Raw genomic sequence first — 19,596 nt, forward strand, 5'->3', positions numbered from 1 at the left:
ATGATTATTACGCCGGAATGTGTCGCCCCGACCGGATGTATGCTGGGAGAGGGGCCATTGTGGAGCCCTAGCGAGGGCTTTCTCTGGTGGGTGGATGTAAAGCGGGCCAAGCTGCACCGTTACAATCCTCGCACTGGCAATACGCGGCGCTATGACCTGCCGATCAAGGCGAGTGCCATGGCTCTGTATGGCGGAAATCTCCTGATGGTGGGGGATAGGGAAATTGGCGTATATGATCCGTCTACGGAGGGATATGAGCGTCTTAAGACTCTGGATGATGAGCCGAAAGGAAATCGCACCAATGATGGGGGAGTCGCTCCTGACGGTTCTTTCTGGTTCGGGACAATGGATGACCAGGAGAAAGAAGCGCAGGGTCAATATTATCGCTATTCAGCCGATGGCGCATTAAGCCAATTGCGGCTGCCCTCCGTAATGGTGACAAACACATTTCAATTCTCTCCAGACGGCAAGACCTTCTACACCTGCGATTCGGCAGAGCAGGAGATACTCGCTTATGATTACGAAGAAGGTGGTGACAGCCTGACGGGGCGGAGGGTTCTGGCCAATACATTCTCCTTCAATGGATATCCGGATGGTTCGGCAATTGATTCGGAAGGTTGCCTCTGGACCTGCCTTTGGGAGTCTTCCCGTGTGGTGCGCTTCACGCCGGATGGAGAGATCGATCAGGTGATTGTCCTGGCAGCCCCGCGACCAACAAGTGTGGCATTTGGGGGCGATGATCTAAGGACGCTATTCATTACGACTGCGCGGGCAGGAATGTCCTTTCCGGAGCTGGATTCCCGGCCCCTTTCAGGCAGCCTCTTTTCCGTACGTGTGTCCGTTCCAGGGCTGGCAGGCCGCGAGTTCGGCAAGGCGGACTGAGTGGAGCCCTTGCATGTTCGAGGCAATACGCTCACATGCAGACCAGCCCAGTGAGTGTACTTAACCGTGGACTAAACGGCGCAAAACCGCTAACCCCCCGTTTTTCAAGAGAGAGTCGGAATGGCCGATAAAGCGAAGAAGAAACGAGTAGGACCGATTACCTTTTTGCGGCAGGTTCGCGCCGAAGGTAACAAGGTGACATGGACATCGCGCCAGGAAACCATCCAGGCGACGATTTTCGTTGTCATCATGTCTGTTCTGATCGCTCTTTTTCTCTTTACCGCTGACGTGGTGATTAGTCTGGCCGTAAAGTCCATTACGGGTATTCATCAGTAACCAAACCGGCAACAATTCATTAGGGAGCGCGTAGGCCTCATGGCTGAAGCCAAATGGTATATCGTCCACGCTTATTCAAACTTCGAGAAGAAGGTCGCTGCGACCATTCTCGAGCAAGCTGAGCGCAAGGGACTGTCAGACCTTATCGAGGACATTCAGGTCCCCACCGAGGAAGTTGTTGAGGTTGCACGCGGCAAGAAGAAGACCGTAGAGCGCCGTTACTTCCCGGGATACGTTCTGCTAAAAGCCCAAATGACTGACGATGTATATCACCTTGTGAAAGATACACCGAAAGTTTCCGGTTTCCTTGGTGCAGAAGGTGGCAAGAAACCCCTTCATGTGCGTCAGCGCGAAGTCGACCGCATTCTTGGCACAGCTACGGAAACAGGCGCCGAGCGTCCGCGTCCGAAGATCTCGTTTGAGATCGGCGAACAGGTGCAGGTCAATGACGGTCCGTTCCAAGGCTTTGAAGGATCTGTTGAAGAGATCGACGAAGAGAATGGCCGCCTCAAGGTGACTGTATCCATCTTTGGCCGCGGAACTCCTGTTGATTTGGAGTTCGAACAGGTCGCAAAACTATAAGCCAATTAGGCGAATCATCTCCGTAGCAGTTGATCGCCTAGTTTTGCTTGAAACACTTTTCTTTGGGCGTTATTTCCCGCTCATCGTGCCGCCTTAGCTCAGTAGGTTAGAGCGCTAGATTGTGGATCTAGAGGTCCCCCGTTCGAACCGGGGAGGCGGTACCATCTTCCCCCAAATGTGGAATAATTGCGGCAGTTTGTGGCGCAAATACGGTCAAATATTTCCCAATTATGAACGCATGTAACAATCTGTTGCAAATGGGTCGCGCTAATCAAGAATTGCCCGGTTTTTACTCATTAAACTTCCCGAAAAGGCTCGCCCCAAGAAAGAAATGTGTTTATTCAGGAACCATACGCGGTGTTACCCGTATGAACCTGCGGCCGAGGACAATCCCGTCATCGGCACACTAAAGGGGATTGAGTATGAAAAGAACTCTTATGTGCGCGACAGCCGCGGCCGCTTTTGCGTCTGCTGGCTTTGTCGCACATGCAGAAGACGGGTGGTATTCCCGTGCTGATGTAACTTATAGCTTTGACGGAACGATTGACCACGATCCGGCTGTTCAGAATGTTCCTGGTTCCATGGCTGGCGACTCTGACGCCAACGAGATCTGGGGCGCTGATGCTGGCTTCGGGTATGGCTTCGATAATGGCCTGCGCCTTGAAGGCGTCCTTGGCTATGGCAGCGGCAACATTGATGTTTCAGGGCTCTTCAACCCGCCTGCTACGGCATTCTCTGGCGGCTCTGGCTACCTTCAAGAAGCCAGCTTGATGCTGAACGGTCTGTATGACTTCAATCGTCAGGGCGCTCTGCAGCCTTACGTCGGTCTTGGTGTCGGCTTCGTCCGCGCGAACGCCAAAGCCAATAATTTGGTTTTCACAAACGGCACTCAGTCGGCTGCTGCTAATGGTTTTAGCGATACAGACACTGGTCTGGCTTACCAAGGACTCCTTGGTCTCGGCTATAAAGTATCTGATCGCCTGATGCTTGACGTTGGGTATCGTTACCGCGTCGTTGAGGACCTTGAGCTTGCTGGCTACAATGGCGGCATTGATTATGATGCGAGCTACACGAGCCACACGGCTTCCGTTGGTCTGCGCTACGCGTTTGGTGTGACGCCTCCGCCGCCGCCGCCGCCACCACCACCGCCACCTCCGCCGCCTCCGCCGCCGCCACCGCCGCCTCCGCCGCCGCCTCCGCCGCCGCCAACAACGACGACAGATGCTCCGGAAGTTGTGTGCTCAAGCCTTAATCAGGAATTCGTGGTCTACTTCGAGTGGGATCGCGCTGACCTGACGAGTCAGGCATCTGCAGTCATCGACCAGGCTGTGGCCAATATCAGCGGTGAAGCTGGTTGTGCGCCGAACAGCGTGACGATTGCAGGTCACACGGATACCTCTGGTGCAAGTGCATACAACTTGCGCTTGTCTCAGCGTCGTGCTGACGTTGTTGCGAATGCACTTGCTGCCCGTGGCATCGACTCTGCGATCATCGAAGAGGAAGCCAAAGGTGAAACGGATCTTGCCAAGGCAACCCGTGACGGTGTTCGCGAACCTCTGAACCGTCGTTCAGAAGTCACGATCACGGTTCAGTAAGAACTGTTTACGCTTAGAAGCGGCCCGGCTTAACAGCCGGGCCGTTTTTGTTTGTGCGGTCATAGATATGACACTTGCCGAATTTGGTTACCTGTGAAACCAAGGCGTTATGACGATACTCAAAAATCTGACGGACCTCACCCGCCTTGATGAGGCGGCACGCGAGCGATTGAATGACGCTGCTGAAGGCATGATTGCGCGAGCGTCTGCATGGTCCGACGTGAATACGGGCAGCTGGAATACAGCCGGCCTGAAAGCTTTTGCCCCAACGCTTGCGAGTGCTTTTTCGGAGCTTGAAGCTGATGTGGAGCTTATTGAAACCGATGGATTCGAAGCTGTCGCGGACAATGGCAAGGCGGAAGCCCAGGAGACGGGACCTGTCCTGCAAATTACGGCGCGCCCCGAAGCTGAAGTCCAGGTCGTACTTTCCGGCCACTATGACACTGTCTTTCCGGCGGGTACTTTTGAGGGCGTTATTGATCTGGGGGACGGCCGTCTTAATGGTCCTGGTCTTGCAGATATGAAAGGCGGCCTCTGCGTCATGCTTGAGGCGCTGAAGGCTTTTGAAGCCGGCCCTCTTAAAGACAAGCTTGGCTATCGCATTGTCGTCACACCGGATGAAGAGATAGGGAATTTCGCAAGTTCGGAGTATTTAACACGCGCCGCCCAAGCCGGTGCGCTGATTGGCATGACATATGAACCCGCCATGGAAACCGGCGCGATGTCCGGCGGTCGAAAAGGGTCCGCCGTTTTTGATATTGTCCTGCACGGCAAGGCAGCGCATGCGGGTCGGGCCAAAGAAGAGGGGCGCAGTGCGATTGAGGCTGCTGCGGAAATGGTTCTGGGCCTCGAAGGCCTGAATGGAAAACGTGAAGGCGTCACGCTGAACGTTGGCAGCATTGATGCTGGTTCTGCTGTAAACATCGTCCCTGATCTGGCGATTGTGCGTTTTGGCGCACGGGCGCCTGATGCGGCAAGCGCGGAGTGGGCAACATCTCAAATCCAGGCGCTATTTGAGAAGACCACCGCTCGTGACGGGATTTCGGGTCATCTTCATGGTGGCTTCTATCGTCCGCCTAAACCCCGCAATGGGGCGCAACAGGCCTTGTTCGACGCCGTCCATGCGACGGGGCAGGCGATCGGCTTGGACCTGGAATTTGTCGACACAGGGGGAGTGTGTGAAGGCAACAACATCTTTGCCGCCGGAGTGCCAAATGTTGATACGCTAGGCGTCAGGGGTGGACGAATTCATTCGCACGAAGAGTTTGTCATGACGGACAGCTTCTCTGAGCGAGCAACGCTTTCCGCGCTTATTCTGCATCGTCTGGCGGACGGACGGCTCGATGCAAAGCGCATCAAGTCACTCATGGGGAACTAGTATGTCGATCCCTTATGTAATGCGTCCATCACGGATGGATGACTTACCTGCTCTTATGGAGATGGCGGAACTATCGGGCCCGGGCTTTACGAGCCTTCCTGTGGATGAGGGCATTCTCAAGGATCGCTTGAAAAAGTCCGAAGACGCTTTTCATGCGCGCTTGCAGCGTATTGAGTACGGTAAATATCTTCTGATGATGGACAATACCGACACCGGAGAAGTTGTCGGGTGTTCTGCTGTGAAGGCAGGCGTTGGCATCGACCAGCCGTTTTTCAATTACCGCATCATTACTCTCGCGCAGGCGAGCCATGCTGCCGGCAATCTACGCTTCGATATGGATGCGTTGGTGCTTACTAATGAATATGTGGGGTGTACGGAAGTCGGTACGCTTTTTCTGAAAGCCAATCATAGGGGTGGAGGGGCAGGGCGCCTTGCTGCACAGTCGCGTTACTTGATGATGGCTGCTGCCCCGGAACGGTTTGGTGAGAAAGTGCTTGCCGAGTTGAGAGGGGTTGTTGACCAAAATGGGGTTTCACCCTTTTGGGAATGTCTTGGACGTCACTTCTTTCGGATGGATTTCAAGGAGGCCGACAGGTTATCTGCGACCACGGACAATCAATTCATCTGTGATCTCATGCCGAAATACCCGATTTATGTAGACTTGCTTCCCCCAGAGGCGCGAGAAGTTATTGGCCGTTGTCACTCTGATGGTGTTGGGGCTTACAAATTGTTGCAGTGGGAAGGCTTTGAATTTGATCGAACGGTCGACATCTTCGATGGTGGGCCTCTTGTTGCAACGCAGAAACGCCACTTGCGAACGATACAAGAGAGTCGCGTCGTGAAGCTGGAGTCCGGAGACGTGCATTCTGATGCGGAAGCACGTAAGGGACTGGTCTCGACTGACAAATATCCAGATTTCCGCGCATGCCAGGCACAGATTTTGTGTCAGGAGGATGATGTGGCGATCACATCGAAAGACATATTTGAACAATTGAAAATCAAGCCGGGTGACAAGGTGCGCATCTGGCTGAGGAGCTAGTATGGCACACGCTGTTTATATCTCTGGCAAGTGGCGTGAAGGACATGGAGCGCTTATCAGCAACCATTGCCCAGCAACGGGGGAGGTTGTCTGGGAAGGCGCTTCGGCAAGTCTAGAACAGGTGGAAGAGGCGGTAGTCTCTGCTGCGGATGCTTTCAGGGATTGGTCCAGGCGTCCGCAGGCGGACAGAACAGCTGTTCTAGAAGCCTATGCGGTTGAGATTGAGAAAAGAACTGACGCAATTTCTGAAACAATCAGCCGTGATATGGGCAAGGCGCTTTGGGAGTCGAAAGCCGAAGCGGCCACGATGAAAGCCAAGGTGCAGGTATCAATTGCCGCCCAGGTCGAGCGTGCCGGATCAAAGAATCAGAAAGCGGCCTTTGGTTCCGTGCATTTGACGCACAGGGCGCATGGTGTAATGGCCGTGTACGGCCCTTTTAACTTTCCAGGTCATTTGCCGAATGGACACATTGTGCCGGCACTTCTGGCTGGTAATACATGTGTTTTCAAACCCTCCGAATTAGCGCCCGGTGTGGCTGCGCTGATGGCGGAAGCGTTTGAGGCCGCCGGCTTGCCGGCAGGATGTCTGAATATTGTTCATGGCGCGCGTGAGACCGGCGGCGCTTTGTTGAATGCAGACATAAATGGTCTGCTTTTCACAGGATCAGCCGCAACTGGTACGTTCTTCCACAAGCATTTCGCGGGACGTCCAGAAGTCATTCTTGCGCTGGAGATGGGGGGAAACAATCCGCTGATCATCTGGGACCCGGCCGACATAGAGGCTGCTGCCGATATCGCGGCGCAGTCTGCCTTTCTTACCACTGGCCAGCGATGCTCATGCGCGCGCCGGGTCATTCTTCCTGAGGGCAGCTTTGGTGATGACGTTGTCGAAGCTATTGTCGCAAGGGCCAAGAGTCTGAAAATCGGGGCGTGGAATGAAGAAGACATCTTCATGGGGCCGCTTGTGTCTGAGCAGGCCGCAGCGAACGCTACCGAATTTCAGGCTATGCTTTCCAAGAAAGGTGGCAAGAGCCTTCGCCGTCTCAAGCGCATGGATCGAGGCGGTGGGTTTGTGACTGCAGGTGTCATTGATGTCACAAATGCACAAGACATTCCAGATGAGGAATTGTTTGGACCGCTGATGCAGATTGTTCGGGTGAAGAGATTTGATGAGGCTCTGGAACGCGCTAATGCGACGAAGTACGGCCTCTCAGGCGGCCTGGTAAGTGATGATGACGCCTTGTGGGTGCGTGCGCATCAGGAAATGCGCGCGGGCATCCTGAACAGGAACCGTCCGACGGCAGGGGCCAGTGGGGCCATGCCATTTGGAGGGCCTGGCTTGTCAGGTAATTTCCGCCCTGGCGCTTATTATGCCGCAGACTATTGCGCCTGGCCGCAAGCCAGTCAGGTATCCGGCACTGCTGAAAGAATGTCAGCGCAAGGCTTTCCCAAATAGTCCAAGGAGACCGCATGACCTCAGCCCATGAAGTAAACTTCGATGGATTGATTGGCCCATCCCACAATTATGGCGGATTGTCTGATGGCAATCTGGCAAGCTCCTATAATGCAGGGGATTCCTCCAATCCACGTGAAGCAGCGCTTCAGGGGCTGGAGAAGATGCGCATGTTGATTGGATATGGTCTGGTCCAGGGTGTTCTGCCACCTCTGCCTCGCCCCAATTTTGATTTGCTTGTGTCGGCGGGTTTTCATGGAAGTGATGCGCAGATTATAGAAACCGCTGCCAGGACAGATCCGCGCTTGCTGAAAGCGGCTTACTCAGCCTCCAGCATGTGGACAGCCAATGCGGCGACGGTATCTCCCTCAGTTGATACAAAGGATGGACGGTTGCATTTCACTGCGGCTAATCTCTCCACCATGCTGCATCGTGCTCAGGAGCATCCGGACACGACGGCAAGTCTTGTCAGCGTTTTTGCCAATGATGAGATGTTTGCCGTACATGGTGCCTTGCCCATGCATTCGGATTTCGCAGACGAGGGTGCCGCAAACCATGTACGCCTGTGCGCGAACCACGGGGCTGTTGGTGTTGAGCTGTTCGTGTACGGTCGGGATGCGGGCGAGAGCATTGTGGGCTTTCCGGCAAGACAAACACGCCTTGCTTCGGAAGCGATAGCGAGATCCCATGGTCTGGAGCGAGCAGTATTTGCCAGACAGTCCCGGGCTGCTATCAATGCGGGGGCCTTCCATAATGATGTGGTTAGCGTAGGGGCTTTGGACACCCTGTTTTTCCATGAACTGGCCTTTGAGAATACGGATGAGACATTGAACACTCTTCGCCGATCCGCCGAAGGATTGTTCGAACTTAAGCCCGTCATGGTGCCCAGCAGGGAAGTGCCGATCGGCGATGCCATCAAGGCTTATTTGTTCAATTCGCAACTCCTGGCCATGCCGGGAAAGGATCGCCTTGTTCTTGTAGCACCCATGGAGACGCAGGAAACAGAATCAACGCGTAAGTTCTGTGAACAGATGGTTTCAGGGAATGGGCCCATTGGGGAAGTCATCTATGCCGACGTGCGCCAATCCATGCGAAACGGGGGAGGGCCCGCCTGCCTGCGATTGCGCGTCGTCATGACCGAAGACGAGATTGATGCCTGCCATCAGGGGGTTCTGCTGGATGATGAAACCATTGATGATCTGCAAGATGTTGTGCGTCGCACTTACCGTGACCGGCTGTCTCCTGCCGATCTTACAGACCCCGAGTTTGCCAATGAATGCCGCCTTGCGCGGGAAGAGCTACTGAAAGTCCTTGATCTGGAAGAACTCGCATGAGCATACGCGTTTACGATTATTGGCGATCGTCGGCGTCTTACAGGCTCAGAATTGCTCTCAATCTGAAGCAAGCTGATTATGAAACCGTGCAGGTCAATATTGCGCCAGGTGCGGATGAGCAGTTCGGGGAAGACTATCGCAAAGCCAATCCCCAGATGCGGGTTCCCGCTATTGAAGTAGATGGGCGCGTCTGTGGCCAGTCGATGGCCATTATTGAGTGGCTGGATGAAACCCTGCCAGGGCCATCTCTTTTTCCGGAAGATGCGTGGACACGTCTGCAAGCCCGCGCATTTGCGGATACGATTGCATGTGACATTCATCCCCTGAACAATCTTTCAGTTTTGAAGGAATTGCGCCAAACATATGGGGCAGAAGAAGCTGCCATCACAGGCTGGTATCAGGACTGGATCCGCAGAGGCTTTGATGCTCTGGAAGAAATTGCCAGGTCGCTACCCGAAGCCGGTTATCTGTTTGGCGATGCGCCGGGCATTGCCGAGATTACTCTGGTGCCCCAGCTCTATAATGCCCGTCGCTATGATATGGACCTCTCGGCCTATTCGATATTGCTGGAAATAGAGCGGCGCTGTGACACGCTTGAAGCCTTCAGGAAGTCGAGGCCCAACGCTCCAGACGCTTAATTGTCTGTTTCGCGATCGCGGCGCTCATCTGTCTCGCCTGGTCGGCGAATATCAACAATTTCCACTTCCTCAAAGTCGCCGAGCGGTTCTGCGCTTTTGGCAACATTGCCCTCAAGCCATTCTGGAAATTCTTCAATTAGCGTGCCGCCGGGGACGCTATCACTTGTGATCATCCAGATGCCTTTGCTTTTGTGAGCGGGTACGATGATCTGGCAGTTTTCCTGATCCCTGAGGCGTTCGGGGCAGTAGGTCTCTTCAGAATTGGTCTCGCTATCTGGGGTGGCAGATGTGGTTTGAGCTGATTGTAGAGGAGGAACACCGTCCTTTGCGTCAGAGATGGCCAGGAATCCCCCGAAGCGGTCTCGCAGATCCGGGTCTTGCTCTAGACGTGCGATAATGGAAGGCGGGATAGGGCTATCCTGGACGATGATCAGTGCTCGCCCCAGATTGTCCGACCGAAGATATGTTTCAAAGGCGCGCGTGATATCATCATTGCGAGCATTATCGCGATAGAGAGGGGCGTAGATTTCGCCAATCTGCTGCAGACTCGTTTTCAAGGCTTGGGCCTGCTCTCTGGCCTTGCGCTCATGCTTTTCTAGCTGAGACTGGCTGCGCCCTTTCAGAGCGGCATCCTTGCTGATGATGAACACATCAATACCCCAACCATCGACCCATACCGCAGGAGGCGATTCCACGGGTAAAGCAGACCAGCTTGAATCTTCCGTGTAATTAAGAGGTTCCAGTTCCAAATAAGGCGGGGGAGAGATAATACTAGTCCAAGCCCAATATCCACCGGCAATAGCCAATAGCGCCACAACAATGATGGGTAACATCAAGCGTTTCATAGCTCTTCCTGAATTTCTGGCCTGCCGGGCCGTTTAGCTCGTTTTCAGCCCGGAATAACCAGGCTGGTCGACAGACAACTGTGCAATTGTGGTCGTTTTGAGGTGGCTTAACAGGCCCGGTCTCGTGAGCGACATTTCACCACTGCGGATTTGCTCGCACAGTAGTTTGTTCAGGGCGACAGCTGACTGGCCTGGTTCTGTACCGAGCAGCTCAGTCAGTCTCTGAACCTCTTCTGATTCCGCCTCGGGGCGGATGTCCATCTCCCGCAATACGGTCGCAAGGACATTTGAGGCAACGCGGGCGTGGAATGCAGCATGGCCTTTTAGGGAGGGCATGGCTGTATTGTCGATAAAAGCTTTCACCGCCTGGATCATCTCTTTCTGGGAGGGAGCATCATGCATGGGATCAGGCCTTTCCTTCCAGCAAGTTCAAAAGGTCAATCTCTGTTTCCGAGACGCGACGGCCTATGGCGGCCCGCTCCACGCTAGGGTCGGCGCCAGAACGATAGGCCTCATACATAATCATGCACATGATGCCCCATTTGAGGCTGCCCAATATTTCCCACCAGTCGATATCTTCAGGTGAGAAACTCTGTCCTCCTGCATCCGCATAGGCCGATAGCAGGTCTTCTAGCTGGCCGAAGCCGCCGACACGGTTTTCAGTATGGCCAAAGCGCCATGAATTGACGCACAACCAGGCAATATCTTCGCGGGGATCTCCCAAATGCGCGAGTTCCCAGTCCAGCACCGCGGCCAGGCCGCTTTCGTCGACAATTAAATTTCCAAGACGGAAATCCCCATGCACCAGAACTGCGGGAGAAGGGGGAGGCGGATTCTGTCTCAACCAACTGATGGCGAGTTCGAAGATTGGGCGGGGCATGTCAAAGCCGCGATAAATATCTTCGTACTTGTCGAGTTGCGCGAGGCCTGGAGTTTCCGGCAGGTCGGGAAGTTCGGACACCGGGATCGCGTGGATACCTGCCAGCGCCTTACCGCACTGTACTGTCAATTTCTCCCGCGCAACGCTGTAGTCATCATCCCTAAGGATCTTGCGCGCGATGGTCTCGCCACTGATGCGGTTCATCAGGAAGGCTTCGCCCATATCGCTGTCTGGGGAAAAGACGCCCATGACTTTCGGGGCGGGTACTGTGCCTGAGGCACACTCCAGCAGACGCGCCTCAGTGGCTAGGCCAATTGCCTCGGAATTACGCGCGGACTGTTTGAAGCCACCCGGAACACGGCGGAGAATCAGCTCGTACTTTCCGCCGTCTGCGGCGATATCGACCGCCCAGGTTTCCTGGCTGGCACCCCCGGAAAGACGCGCTACATGCTCCAAAGAGCTTTCAGCGCCATAGAATTGCTCTGCCCATGCCGTTAAGGCCTTTTGAATCTGTTCTGCATTACCCATCTTCGCCACAATTACGCGGAACAACATCTGGGCCAAGGCATAACCCAGAGTAAGCTACGCAAATCTCGTTTGAGGAAAGTGTGACATGTCCAGACGCGACGATAAGGACGGCGGCCTTTTACAAGGGGAGCGACTCGGCAAGCCGAGCCTGTTTGCCTGGCTGCGGGGCCGCTTTTTTGCGGGCATGGTTATCGCGCTGCCAGTCGTGGTTACTTTTCTCATTCTTCAGTTTCTGATTGGCGAGATTGATCGGCGTGTCGTTCCGTTGCTTCCCGCTGCCCTGAAGCCCGAGACCTATCTCAACTATGCGGTTCCAGGGTTCGGTTTGATCGTCCTGGTGCTTTTCCTTACGATACTGGGAGCCATCGCGACCAACCTGATTGGCCGGTCTGTTATCAGTCTGGCTGACCGCATTCTTGGGCGGTTGCCGATCATCCGTTCTGTATATTCCGCTTTCAAACAGCTGGTCGAAGTCTTTGCCAACAGCAATACCGAACAATTCAGCGAGTGCGTGCTCATAGAGTTTCCCAAGCCTGGTACCTGGTGTCTCGGCTTTCTGTCCAGCCCGGCGCGTGGCGAGGTACGCTCTACGCTGGGGCCGGGATTTATTGGTGTTTTTGTGCCGACGACGCCCAACCCGACATCCGGTTTCCTCATGTATATTGAGGCCAGCGAAGTAGTGCGGCTCGACATGACAGTGGAGGAGGGCGCTAAGATGATCCTCTCCGCAGGGCTTGTCGTGCCAGAGCATCTGCCGAAAAAGAGCGGGCCTGCGGCTCAGGCTGAGGCGGTGCAGGGATCTGAAGTTCCGCCGCCTAAGTCGGCGCCTGAATCTTCGGAGTAAGCAGCTCTCTGACCAGCCTGAGAGACGTGCCACGATCACCACTCAACTCAGGGTCTTTGGACACAACAGATTCGGCATCCTTGAGGGCAATCTCCAGCAGGCCTGCATGCCTGGCGAGATCTATGATTCTATAATCCGTCGCGCCAGCCTGTTTCAGGCCCAGCATGTCGCCCGGACCTCTGAGGCGGAAATCGGCTTCCGCAATCTCGAAACCGTCTTCCGTCCGGCGAAGCGTATCCAATCTGTCGCGCGCTGTATCGCCTAGTGGAGGCCGGTATAGCAGTAGGCAGTATGAGGGACGGTCTCCACGCCCCACGCGCCCGCGCAACTGGTGCAGCTGTGCCAGTCCAAAGCCTTCGGCGCGCTCAATGACCATAATTGTGGCTTCAGGGACATCTACGCCCACCTCGATGACCGTTGTGGCGACAAGAATCTTTGTACGACCAGCTCGGAAGTCTTCGAGCGCTGTATCCTTTTCAGCGGGCTTCATCCTTCCATGGACGAGCCCTACAGGAACATGAAGCTGGTCACTCAATGCCGCATGTCGCCCGACAGCTGTGGAATCATCATCGTCCACATCGACTTTCGGGCAGACCCAGAAGGCGCGCTCGCCCCGGCGAAGGGCCCGTCCGACAGCTTGGACCACTTCCTCGATTCGGGTGTCCGGGACGGCGCGGGTTTCCACGGGGACACGTCCTGCCGGTTTTTCATCTAGGATGGAAACGTCGAGATCGCCATGAACCGCCTGCGCGAGTGTGCGGGGAATCGGCGTCGCACTCATGACCAGCATGTGCGGGCTGACAGCCTTACCGGCCAGTTTCATGCGGTCTGCCACACCGAACCTGTGCTGTTCATCCACTATAACCAGACCTAGATTTCGGAAGGTCACGGATTGCTGGAACAGGGCCTGCGTGCCCGCAATGATATCTATAGATCCGTCTGCAAGACCCATCAGGATACTTTCGCGTGCTGTCGACTTGTCCCGCCCGGTCAGGGCCGCCACGGTGAACCCTAAGGGCGACAATAGCTTGTCCATGGTCTCGTATTGCTGCCGCGCCAAAACTTCCGTAGGCGCCATGATGGCAGCCTGGAATCCCGTGCTAGCAGCCTGGACGGCAGCCATGGCGCTTACAAGTGTCTTGCCTGCCCCTACGTCACCCTGAAGCATCCGGCGCATTGGCGCTGTTTTGGACATGTCTGCGGAAATTTCTGCAAAAGCTCTCTGCTGGGCGCCCGTCGGTTTGTAGGGAAGCGTCCTGCATAGTTTCTGATGTGCGGCAGTATTGGCGGGAATGGCGGGCGAGGACCTGCGAGCGCGGCTGGCGCGGGCCAGGGCGAAAGCGGACTCGCGGGCCAGGGCCTCGTCATAGGCAAGACGCTCACGTGCCAGGGCAAACATGTCTTCATCATATTCATCAGGCGAATGCAGATCATAGAGGGCCTGACGAAACCCCGGCCAATGCCGGTTAGCAACCAATGTCGGGTCGGCCCATTCCGGCAGGTCTTCCGGAACTCTGGACAGGGATTGCACTGCCAGGGAATGAACGCGCTTGTTGGTCAGACCGGCAGTCAGGCCATAGATAGGTTCGACTTCAGGTGGCCGCTCTCCCTTGGCAGGGTCCATGATGTAATCGGGATGCGTCATCTGACGTTCGCCTTGATACTCCTCGATCATGCCGGAGACGATCCGCTCCTTGCCAATAGGGAACTGGCCCTGCAGCCAGCGCCCATCTGCCCGAAAGAAGGCAAGCGTCAGAAATCCAGTTCCGTCATAGAGGGTGATCTTGTGTGGGGATTTATCGGAATATGGGGCGTTATAAGCATGCACTTCGCCTTTCAGGGTGGTGACCTCTCCAATGACGGTGTCCTCGATCGTGTCCTTCACACGGCGGTCCACCCACCTTTCAGGCAGATGCAGCAACAGATCCCAGACAGTCTCCCCACCTGTCAGCCTTTCGAGCACAGGTCTCAGCTTCGGTCCAACGCCAGAAAGGCTGGTGAGCTCGGCAAAGAGTGGAAAGAGGCGTTCATCTCGCATGCGACGCAGACTATGCGCGCTGCACTGGGTGCACAATCGTCGCTTTTTATCTCTGACAGGAAGGCTATATGGTGAAGTCATGCAGGATACATCCATTGATACACGCCGCCGCAAGCTCAATTTCCGCGCCTGGCGCAGAGGCTTCCGTGAAATGGACCTACTGATGGGCTCATTCGCGGATGAGTATCTTGAAGCTTATCAGGCTGAAGAGCTTGATGAGTTCGAAGCGCTTCTCGGCGTTCCGGACTGGGAGGTGTATGCATGGTTGATTGGTCAGACGCCTGTGCCTGACAATCATCGCGGCCCGGTGCTGGACCAACTGATCGCATTCCGTTACGCCGCACAGGGCGGTTGATTGAGCCGCAAATTCCTATCTTTCTCCATAGGTTTCGGTTCAGATGACCCCTGTTGACCTCCTGCAATCCCTCAGCGGGCCCGCGGCGCTATCGGGGGCTCCATTTGGTGCTGACCTCATTACCTTCGCTAAGGCGCTGGTCCAGCGTGGCGGCGTTGGCGTCTATGTCGCACGTGACGACAAGACGGCGGCGACGGCGCGCCGGATTGCCCAATTCGCTCAGCCCAAGCTGGATCAGGTTGATCTACCGAGTTGGGATACGTTGCCCTATGACCGCGTTAGCCCAACCGCTGGTGTGGCCGCGCGTCGGTGTGCAGCCTTGGCGCGGCTTTCCAGATACCAGCCGGAGCAGGGCGCTTTGCTGGTCGTCACGACGGCCTCGTCTCTGGTTCAAAGGGTTCCGCCGCTCAGCGTGCTCAAGCGCTCTTCCTTCGCTGTTGGCGTGGGGCAGTCTGTCAACCAGAAGGATCTGACAGAGTATCTGGCGGTAAACGGATACCTCCGCGCCAGTACTGTACGCGAGCAGGGGGAGTTTGCCATTCGCGGGGGGATTATCGACATCTTCCCGCCAACTGCGCCTGAACCTTACCGGCTTGATTTCTTTGGTGATGCGCTGGAGACCCTCCGTACATTTGATACCGAAACGCAGCGCTCCACAGGCGATGCAAAGAGCGTCGCATTTGCTCCTGTCAGCGAAATTCTATTCGACGATGATGTGCTGGCCCGTTTCCGCGAGAAGTATCTCGCCGTCTTTGGCCCTCCATCTGGTGATCCGGCCTATGAAGCGGCCCGGGCATCCATTCGCCGGCAAGGCGTAGAGGCGTGGTTGCCGCTATTCCATGATCATATGGAAACCCTGTTCGATTATCTGGGCCAGGCGCCTCTGATAGGAATGGGTCATCTGGCCGGTGAAGCAGCGTCTGAGCGACTGGCGCAGGCTGAGGACTATCATGCCGCACGTCTGGAAGCAGGCGGGGGGGATGTCCGCCATGCGAAAGTGCTTCCGCCGGAGGAGCTTTACCTCACTCCCAAGGAGTTGGAACAGCGCCTTGCTGCGAGCGCGACGGCGCGTTTCTATCCCGCAGAGCCGGGCGCAAATGCGTTCGACCTGCAAGGCCGTCCGGGACGGGATTTCGCTCCGGAAAGACTACACACGGACAGCAATATTTTCGAAGCTGCCATAGCGCATGCAAAAGCTCTGAACAGCTCGGGTCGCCCGGTTGCCTTTGCCGCGTGGTCTGCTGGATCCGCGGACCGTTTGATCAATGTCATGGCAGATCATGGCCTAACCGATCTGGCGCTTGTGCATAGCCTGGAAGCGACTAGCAAGACAGATTTCACGGTTGTCGAAATTCCAATCGAGGCCGGGTTCGAAACGCCGGATTTTGCCCTCATCTCTGAAGCCGACATTCTCGGAGACAGGCTTGCTGCTCCGCGCCGTAAGCGGAAGTCAGCCAATTTTATCTCCGATGCGGCGACGCTGAATACTGGCGATCTCGTGGTCCACATCGATCACGGGGTCGGGCGCTATATAGGCCTTAAGACGCTGGAAGTGACCGGCGCACCGCATGATTGTTTGCAAATTGAGTATTCCGGTGGCGATACCATCTTCCTGCCGGTCGAGAATATCGACTTGGTGAGCCGTTATGGCTCGGAAGATGATGAAAGCCAACTGGACAAACTGGGCGGGGCAGGCTGGCAGACGCGCAAGGCCAAGGCCAAGAAGCGCATCCTGGAGATGGCGGCGGAGCTGATGCACATCGCCGCCGCGCGGGAGCTTAAGCGTGCTGAAGCCGTCAATGCGGGGCAGGGGCTCTATGAAGAGTTTGCTGCGCGGTTCCCCTATGAAGAGACAGATGATCAGCTAAACGCCATTGAGGATGTCCTCAGCGATCTTGGCTCAGGTCGGCCCATGGACCGCCTCGTTTGCGGCGATGTTGGCTTCGGCAAAACCGAAGTTGCCCTGCGCGCGGCGTTCGTCGCGGCGATGAGCGGCAAGCAGGTTGCCGTCATTGCACCAACGACTCTGCTGGCGCGTCAACACTACAAGACATTTGTCGAAAGATTTGCCGGGTGGCCACTCAATGTGCGCCCTCTGTCGCGTCTGGTCGGTCAACGCGAAGCAGCAGAGACACGGGACGGGCTAGCAAGCGGCAGTGTTGATGTTGTCGTTGGCACGCATGCCCTCCTTACCAAGACGATTGAATTCAAGCGCCTTGGCCTTCTGATCGTCGATGAAGAGCAGCGTTTTGGCGTCAAGCACAAGGAACGTTTGAAGGAACTGAAGTCAGACGTTCACGTACTGACCCTGTCTGCGACGCCTATCCCGAGAACGCTTCAGATGGCGCTTACAGGAATTCGCGATCTGTCGATCATTGCGACGCCGCCAGTCGACCGACTTTCGGTCAGAACCTACATTACAGAAGAAGATACCGTAACGATACGGGAAGCCCTGCTGCGCGAGAAGTATCGCGGCGGGCAGGCCTTCTTCGTGGCACCCCGCATTCAGGATCTGGACAAGCTGGAACGCTTCCTGTCCGACAATGTGCCTGAAGTTTCCTTTATCGTGGCGCATGGCCAGATGGCCTCTGGAGAGCTCGAAGACATCATGACTGCCTTCTATGAAGGCAAGTATGATGTTCTGCTGTCGACGACTATTGTGGAAAGCGGTCTGGATATCCCGCGAGCCAATACGCTGATCATTCATCGGGCCGATATGTTTGGCCTCGCGCAGCTTTATCAGCTGCGCGGACGTGTGGGACGCTCCAAGCTTCGCGCCTATGCGTATTTCACAACACCGAAAGATAAGGTCATCACTGATTCAGCCGACCGTAGACTGAAGATCCTGCAGTCCCTCGATTCGCTCGGGGCCGGTTTCCAGTTGGCGAGTCACGACCTGGATATGCGTGGTTCCGGCAACCTGCTCGGCGATCAACAGTCCGGTCACGTCAAGGAAGTTGGTGTGGAGCTTTACCAATCCATGCTGGAGGACGCTGTGAACGCCCTGAAGGCGGGGGCAAATGAGGACGAGGACTTTGCAGACGAGTGGTCCCCGCAGATCAATATCGGCGCGGCAGTTCTGATTCCGGAGACCTATGTTGAAGATCTCAATATCAGATTGTCGCTCTATCGCCGCCTGTCAGAAATCTCCACCGCGCAGGAGCGTGAAGCCTTTGCCGCAGAACTGATTGACCGTTTTGGTCCGCTGCCTGAAGAGACCAAGCAATTGCTGGAAGTCACCGCTATCAAGGTGCAGTGCAAGGCCTTGGGCATCAGCAAGCTGGATGCGGGCGAGAAGGGAGCGGTCTTCGCATTCCGGGAGGACACCGTGCTTGATCCAGGCCAACTGCTGGAAGTCGTTCGCAGCCGTCCGTCAGCTTTGCGTATTCGTCCGGATTCAAAGCTCGTGCATTCCGGTCTTGGCGGAACACCAGAGCAGAGACTGACACGCATACGGAGCTTTCTGAAAGAGCTGGAGGCTGCAGCGGGCCTCGTGCCTGTCTAGGCCACACGAAGACGCTGGAATATGCCGGCGGCTGTATTGGCCACCAATGTTCGGGCCGTATGGTAGGTGCGCTTTTCCATGATGCGCCAGCCAATCTGTGTAGCCAGATGCGGGTCGTGTTCTTCAACCGATCGCAGGAATCGCTCGCATAGAGTCACTGCGCCCCGATAGGGTGTCGCTGGCATACTGATGACAAACGAGTCTATTCCCAGAACGGCTGGCATGTCTGTATCGCGCAAACTGTTCGTCAGGATCTCGGCCAAGCGCTGGCGTTGTCCGAGATCGAACCAGCCACTATCTGAGTGTTTTACGATCAGTAATGACAGAGGCTCTCCCCGCTGTATGGATACTTCAATCTGCTTTTCCAGATGAGCCTCGAAATATGGTCTGGCGTGGAGACGTGTGTCAGCATCAATAACGTCAGCGGAATAGTCTAGGGATGTGTCAAACAAGTCCTCATGAAGATATTTTCGGCTGATCATGTCGATATGCTCAGCCAGTCGCTTGGCAGCAACGCCATGCTCCAGCACCTCTGATGTCGACGCAAGTATGTTGCGCTCTGATTCCTCAAAACCATGAAGGGAATCGACCAATGCAAACAGTGGCACGTTTGAGAAAGCCGCTTCGCCAGAGGAAATCCATTGTTCGAGACTGGCGCGTCCCTTCGAGGCGGGCCTGACATCGAACAGGACAGCCGAAAAGCGTCGATGCCTCATATAGTCTGTGGCCGTATGAACGCTAAGCGCCGCGGTGACAGATACACCGCGCTCATTCAATGCCGCCTGAAGCGCAAGAAAACGTGTGGAGCCATCTCCTAGATAGAGCAGTTCCGGAACGACTTCTGACGGGCTGGACGGGAATTCCACGCCAAACTCACGTGCTGTCTCACGTCGCAATTTCAGCTCCGTTGCCCGCGCTTTACGGCGTGATAGAGCTGCCAGTCGCCCCCTCAATAGAGGGATATCCTTATCGCGATCGATGATGAGTGCATCAAAGAGCGTACGACCTTCTGAATCTTCCCCAAGAATAACCACCGGGCGCGTGAAAATCGAGCTGGCTAGCGCCCGAAGAATTTCCGGGTCGGCGCTTGCCAGATCTACCAAGAGCGGCTCAGAGCAGTTTCGCGAGACGGACTTGCTTGCCCTGTAAGGACGCAGGCGACCTGACCGCAGCCGTGACTGGATCATTTCCAGTCTTGGGCTTTCCGCTGCCACTTCGATAGGAGGGTCCAGATAAGACAGGTCAGGCATAAAAAGGGATACTCTCGTGGGGAGAAGGCGACGTTACGATACCCCTTCCTTTTGTGGGTGCGCCGCTTAATGATCTGCTAATCTCAAGATCAACAATGAGTAAGGGTAGGAAAT

Annotated in this window: 17 protein-coding genes and 1 tRNA gene; 13 read left to right on the forward strand and 5 right to left on the reverse strand. The window is 55.6% G+C overall.

The features are described 5' to 3' along the window. The 10 genes from HY2_RS08925 to maiA all read left to right on the forward strand — a co-directional run bounded on the left by HY2_RS08925 (position 1) and on the right by maiA (position 9,237). Positions 1-882 carry an SMP-30/gluconolactonase/LRE family protein gene (locus HY2_RS08925; protein WP_034826810.1) on the forward strand — a complete coding sequence of 294 codons (882 nt, stop codon included), beginning with the start codon at positions 1-3 and terminating at the stop codon, positions 880-882. A 120-nt stretch (positions 883-1,002) separates the two neighbouring features. Then, positions 1,003-1,218 carry a preprotein translocase subunit SecE gene (gene secE, locus HY2_RS08930; protein ID WP_034826812.1) on the forward strand — a complete coding sequence of 72 codons (216 nt, stop codon included), beginning with the start codon at positions 1,003-1,005 and terminating at the stop codon, positions 1,216-1,218. Positions 1,219-1,257: 39 nt separating this feature from the next. Further along, entirely contained in the window at positions 1,258-1,800 is a 543-nt protein-coding gene (nusG, locus tag HY2_RS08935) for a transcription termination/antitermination protein NusG (protein WP_034798766.1), read from the forward strand. Positions 1,801-1,887: 87 nt separating this feature from the next. Further along, positions 1,888-1,964 (forward strand) — tRNA-His (locus HY2_RS08940). Positions 1,965-2,222: 258 nt separating this feature from the next. Further along, positions 2,223-3,395, forward strand: coding sequence for an OmpA family protein (locus tag HY2_RS08945; RefSeq protein ID WP_034826813.1), 1,173 nt, complete (start codon positions 2,223-2,225; stop codon positions 3,393-3,395). A gap of 109 nt (positions 3,396-3,504) precedes the next feature. Then, on the forward strand, positions 3,505-4,773 hold the full coding sequence (locus HY2_RS08950; RefSeq protein ID WP_034826815.1) for a hydrolase: 1,269 nt from the start codon (positions 3,505-3,507) through the stop codon (positions 4,771-4,773). A 1-nt stretch (position 4,774) separates the two neighbouring features. Continuing rightward, positions 4,775-5,812 carry an arginine N-succinyltransferase gene (locus tag HY2_RS08955; RefSeq protein ID WP_034826817.1) on the forward strand — a complete coding sequence of 346 codons (1,038 nt, stop codon included), beginning with the start codon at positions 4,775-4,777 and terminating at the stop codon, positions 5,810-5,812. Position 5,813: 1 nt separating this feature from the next. Next, the gene (gene astD, locus HY2_RS08960; RefSeq protein ID WP_034826819.1) at positions 5,814-7,268 is read left to right on the forward strand and encodes a succinylglutamate-semialdehyde dehydrogenase; all 1,455 of its coding nucleotides are present in this window, start codon (positions 5,814-5,816) and stop codon (positions 7,266-7,268) included. Positions 7,269-7,282: 14 nt separating this feature from the next. Beyond that, entirely contained in the window at positions 7,283-8,599 is a 1,317-nt protein-coding gene (locus tag HY2_RS08965; RefSeq protein ID WP_034826821.1) for an N-succinylarginine dihydrolase, read from the forward strand. Further along, positions 8,596-9,237: a maleylacetoacetate isomerase gene (gene maiA, locus HY2_RS08970; protein WP_051594867.1), complete on the forward strand. Its 642-nt coding sequence runs from the start codon at positions 8,596-8,598 to the stop codon at positions 9,235-9,237. Before HY2_RS08965 ends, maiA begins: the two co-directional genes overlap by 4 nt. Here maiA and HY2_RS08975 read toward each other — a convergent pair. From HY2_RS08975 to HY2_RS08985, 3 genes are read right to left on the reverse strand one after another with little or no spacing between them, the layout of a single operon-like run. Then, on the reverse strand, positions 9,234-10,082 hold the full coding sequence (locus HY2_RS08975) for a hypothetical protein (protein ID WP_034826823.1): 849 nt from the start codon (positions 10,080-10,082) through the stop codon (positions 9,234-9,236). The two genes, maiA and HY2_RS08975, sit on opposite strands and share 4 nt — an antisense overlap. A gap of 33 nt (positions 10,083-10,115) precedes the next feature. Beyond that, entirely contained in the window at positions 10,116-10,484 is a 369-nt protein-coding gene (locus tag HY2_RS08980) for a DUF6285 domain-containing protein (RefSeq protein WP_034826824.1), read from the reverse strand. A gap of 4 nt (positions 10,485-10,488) precedes the next feature. Next, positions 10,489-11,517 carry a phosphotransferase family protein gene (locus tag HY2_RS08985; protein WP_233346726.1) on the reverse strand — a complete coding sequence of 343 codons (1,029 nt, stop codon included), beginning with the start codon at positions 11,515-11,517 and terminating at the stop codon, positions 10,489-10,491. Positions 11,518-11,575: 58 nt separating this feature from the next. Between HY2_RS08985 and HY2_RS08990 the strand changes: the two genes are divergently transcribed. Next, entirely contained in the window at positions 11,576-12,334 is a 759-nt protein-coding gene (locus tag HY2_RS08990) for a DUF502 domain-containing protein (protein ID WP_081814991.1), read from the forward strand. Here HY2_RS08990 and recG read toward each other — a convergent pair. Then, positions 12,306-14,372, reverse strand: a complete 2,067-nt coding sequence (gene recG, locus HY2_RS08995) for an ATP-dependent DNA helicase RecG (RefSeq protein WP_034826826.1) — start codon at positions 14,370-14,372, stop codon at positions 12,306-12,308. The two genes, HY2_RS08990 and recG, sit on opposite strands and share 29 nt — an antisense overlap. Before the next feature lie 79 nt (positions 14,373-14,451). On the opposite strand from recG, the gene HY2_RS09000 reads away from it, so the two are divergent. Together HY2_RS09000 and mfd are read left to right on the forward strand one after the other, a co-directional pair. Continuing rightward, the gene (locus HY2_RS09000) at positions 14,452-14,727 is read left to right on the forward strand and encodes an FAD assembly factor SdhE (protein ID WP_034826828.1); all 276 of its coding nucleotides are present in this window, start codon (positions 14,452-14,454) and stop codon (positions 14,725-14,727) included. Positions 14,728-14,770: 43 nt separating this feature from the next. Then, on the forward strand, positions 14,771-18,232 hold the full coding sequence (mfd, locus tag HY2_RS09005) for a transcription-repair coupling factor (protein ID WP_034826830.1): 3,462 nt from the start codon (positions 14,771-14,773) through the stop codon (positions 18,230-18,232). Here the strand turns inward: mfd and HY2_RS09010 are convergent. Then, on the reverse strand, positions 18,229-19,482 hold the full coding sequence (locus tag HY2_RS09010) for a PleD family two-component system response regulator (protein ID WP_034826831.1): 1,254 nt from the start codon (positions 19,480-19,482) through the stop codon (positions 18,229-18,231). The genes mfd and HY2_RS09010 overlap by 4 nt on opposite strands. Positions 19,483-19,596 lie beyond the last annotated feature (114 nt).

Source organism: Hyphomonas pacifica, assembly GCF_000682675.1.
Taxonomy (GTDB): Bacteria; Pseudomonadota; Alphaproteobacteria; order Caulobacterales; family Hyphomonadaceae; genus Hyphomonas; species Hyphomonas pacifica.

What these genes read in the sequence shown, in the direction of transcription:
- HY2_RS08925 (WP_034826810.1), top strand. Translation starts at nt 1, where the DNA reads ATGATTATTACGCCGGAATGTGTCGCCCCGACCGGATGTATGCTGGGA.
- secE (WP_034826812.1), top strand. Translation starts at nt 1,003, where the DNA reads ATGGCCGATAAAGCGAAGAAGAAACGAGTAGGACCGATTACCTTTTTG.
- nusG (WP_034798766.1), top strand. Translation starts at nt 1,258, where the DNA reads ATGGCTGAAGCCAAATGGTATATCGTCCACGCTTATTCAAACTTCGAG.
- HY2_RS08945 (WP_034826813.1), top strand. Translation starts at nt 2,223, where the DNA reads ATGAAAAGAACTCTTATGTGCGCGACAGCCGCGGCCGCTTTTGCGTCT.
- HY2_RS08950 (WP_034826815.1), top strand. Translation starts at nt 3,505, where the DNA reads ATGACGATACTCAAAAATCTGACGGACCTCACCCGCCTTGATGAGGCG.
- HY2_RS08955 (WP_034826817.1), top strand. Translation starts at nt 4,775, where the DNA reads ATGTCGATCCCTTATGTAATGCGTCCATCACGGATGGATGACTTACCT.
- astD (WP_034826819.1), top strand. Translation starts at nt 5,814, where the DNA reads ATGGCACACGCTGTTTATATCTCTGGCAAGTGGCGTGAAGGACATGGA.
- HY2_RS08965 (WP_034826821.1), top strand. Translation starts at nt 7,283, where the DNA reads ATGACCTCAGCCCATGAAGTAAACTTCGATGGATTGATTGGCCCATCC.
- maiA (WP_051594867.1), top strand. Translation starts at nt 8,596, where the DNA reads ATGAGCATACGCGTTTACGATTATTGGCGATCGTCGGCGTCTTACAGG.
- HY2_RS08975 (WP_034826823.1), bottom strand. Translation starts at nt 10,082, where the DNA reads ATGAAACGCTTGATGTTACCCATCATTGTTGTGGCGCTATTGGCTATT.
- HY2_RS08980 (WP_034826824.1), bottom strand. Translation starts at nt 10,484, where the DNA reads ATGCATGATGCTCCCTCCCAGAAAGAGATGATCCAGGCGGTGAAAGCT.
- HY2_RS08985 (WP_233346726.1), bottom strand. Translation starts at nt 11,517, where the DNA reads ATGTTGTTCCGCGTAATTGTGGCGAAGATGGGTAATGCAGAACAGATT.
- HY2_RS08990 (WP_081814991.1), top strand. Translation starts at nt 11,576, where the DNA reads ATGTCCAGACGCGACGATAAGGACGGCGGCCTTTTACAAGGGGAGCGA.
- recG (WP_034826826.1), bottom strand. Translation starts at nt 14,372, where the DNA reads ATGCGAGATGAACGCCTCTTTCCACTCTTTGCCGAGCTCACCAGCCTT.
- HY2_RS09000 (WP_034826828.1), top strand. Translation starts at nt 14,452, where the DNA reads ATGCAGGATACATCCATTGATACACGCCGCCGCAAGCTCAATTTCCGC.
- mfd (WP_034826830.1), top strand. Translation starts at nt 14,771, where the DNA reads ATGACCCCTGTTGACCTCCTGCAATCCCTCAGCGGGCCCGCGGCGCTA.
- HY2_RS09010 (WP_034826831.1), bottom strand. Translation starts at nt 19,482, where the DNA reads ATGCCTGACCTGTCTTATCTGGACCCTCCTATCGAAGTGGCAGCGGAA.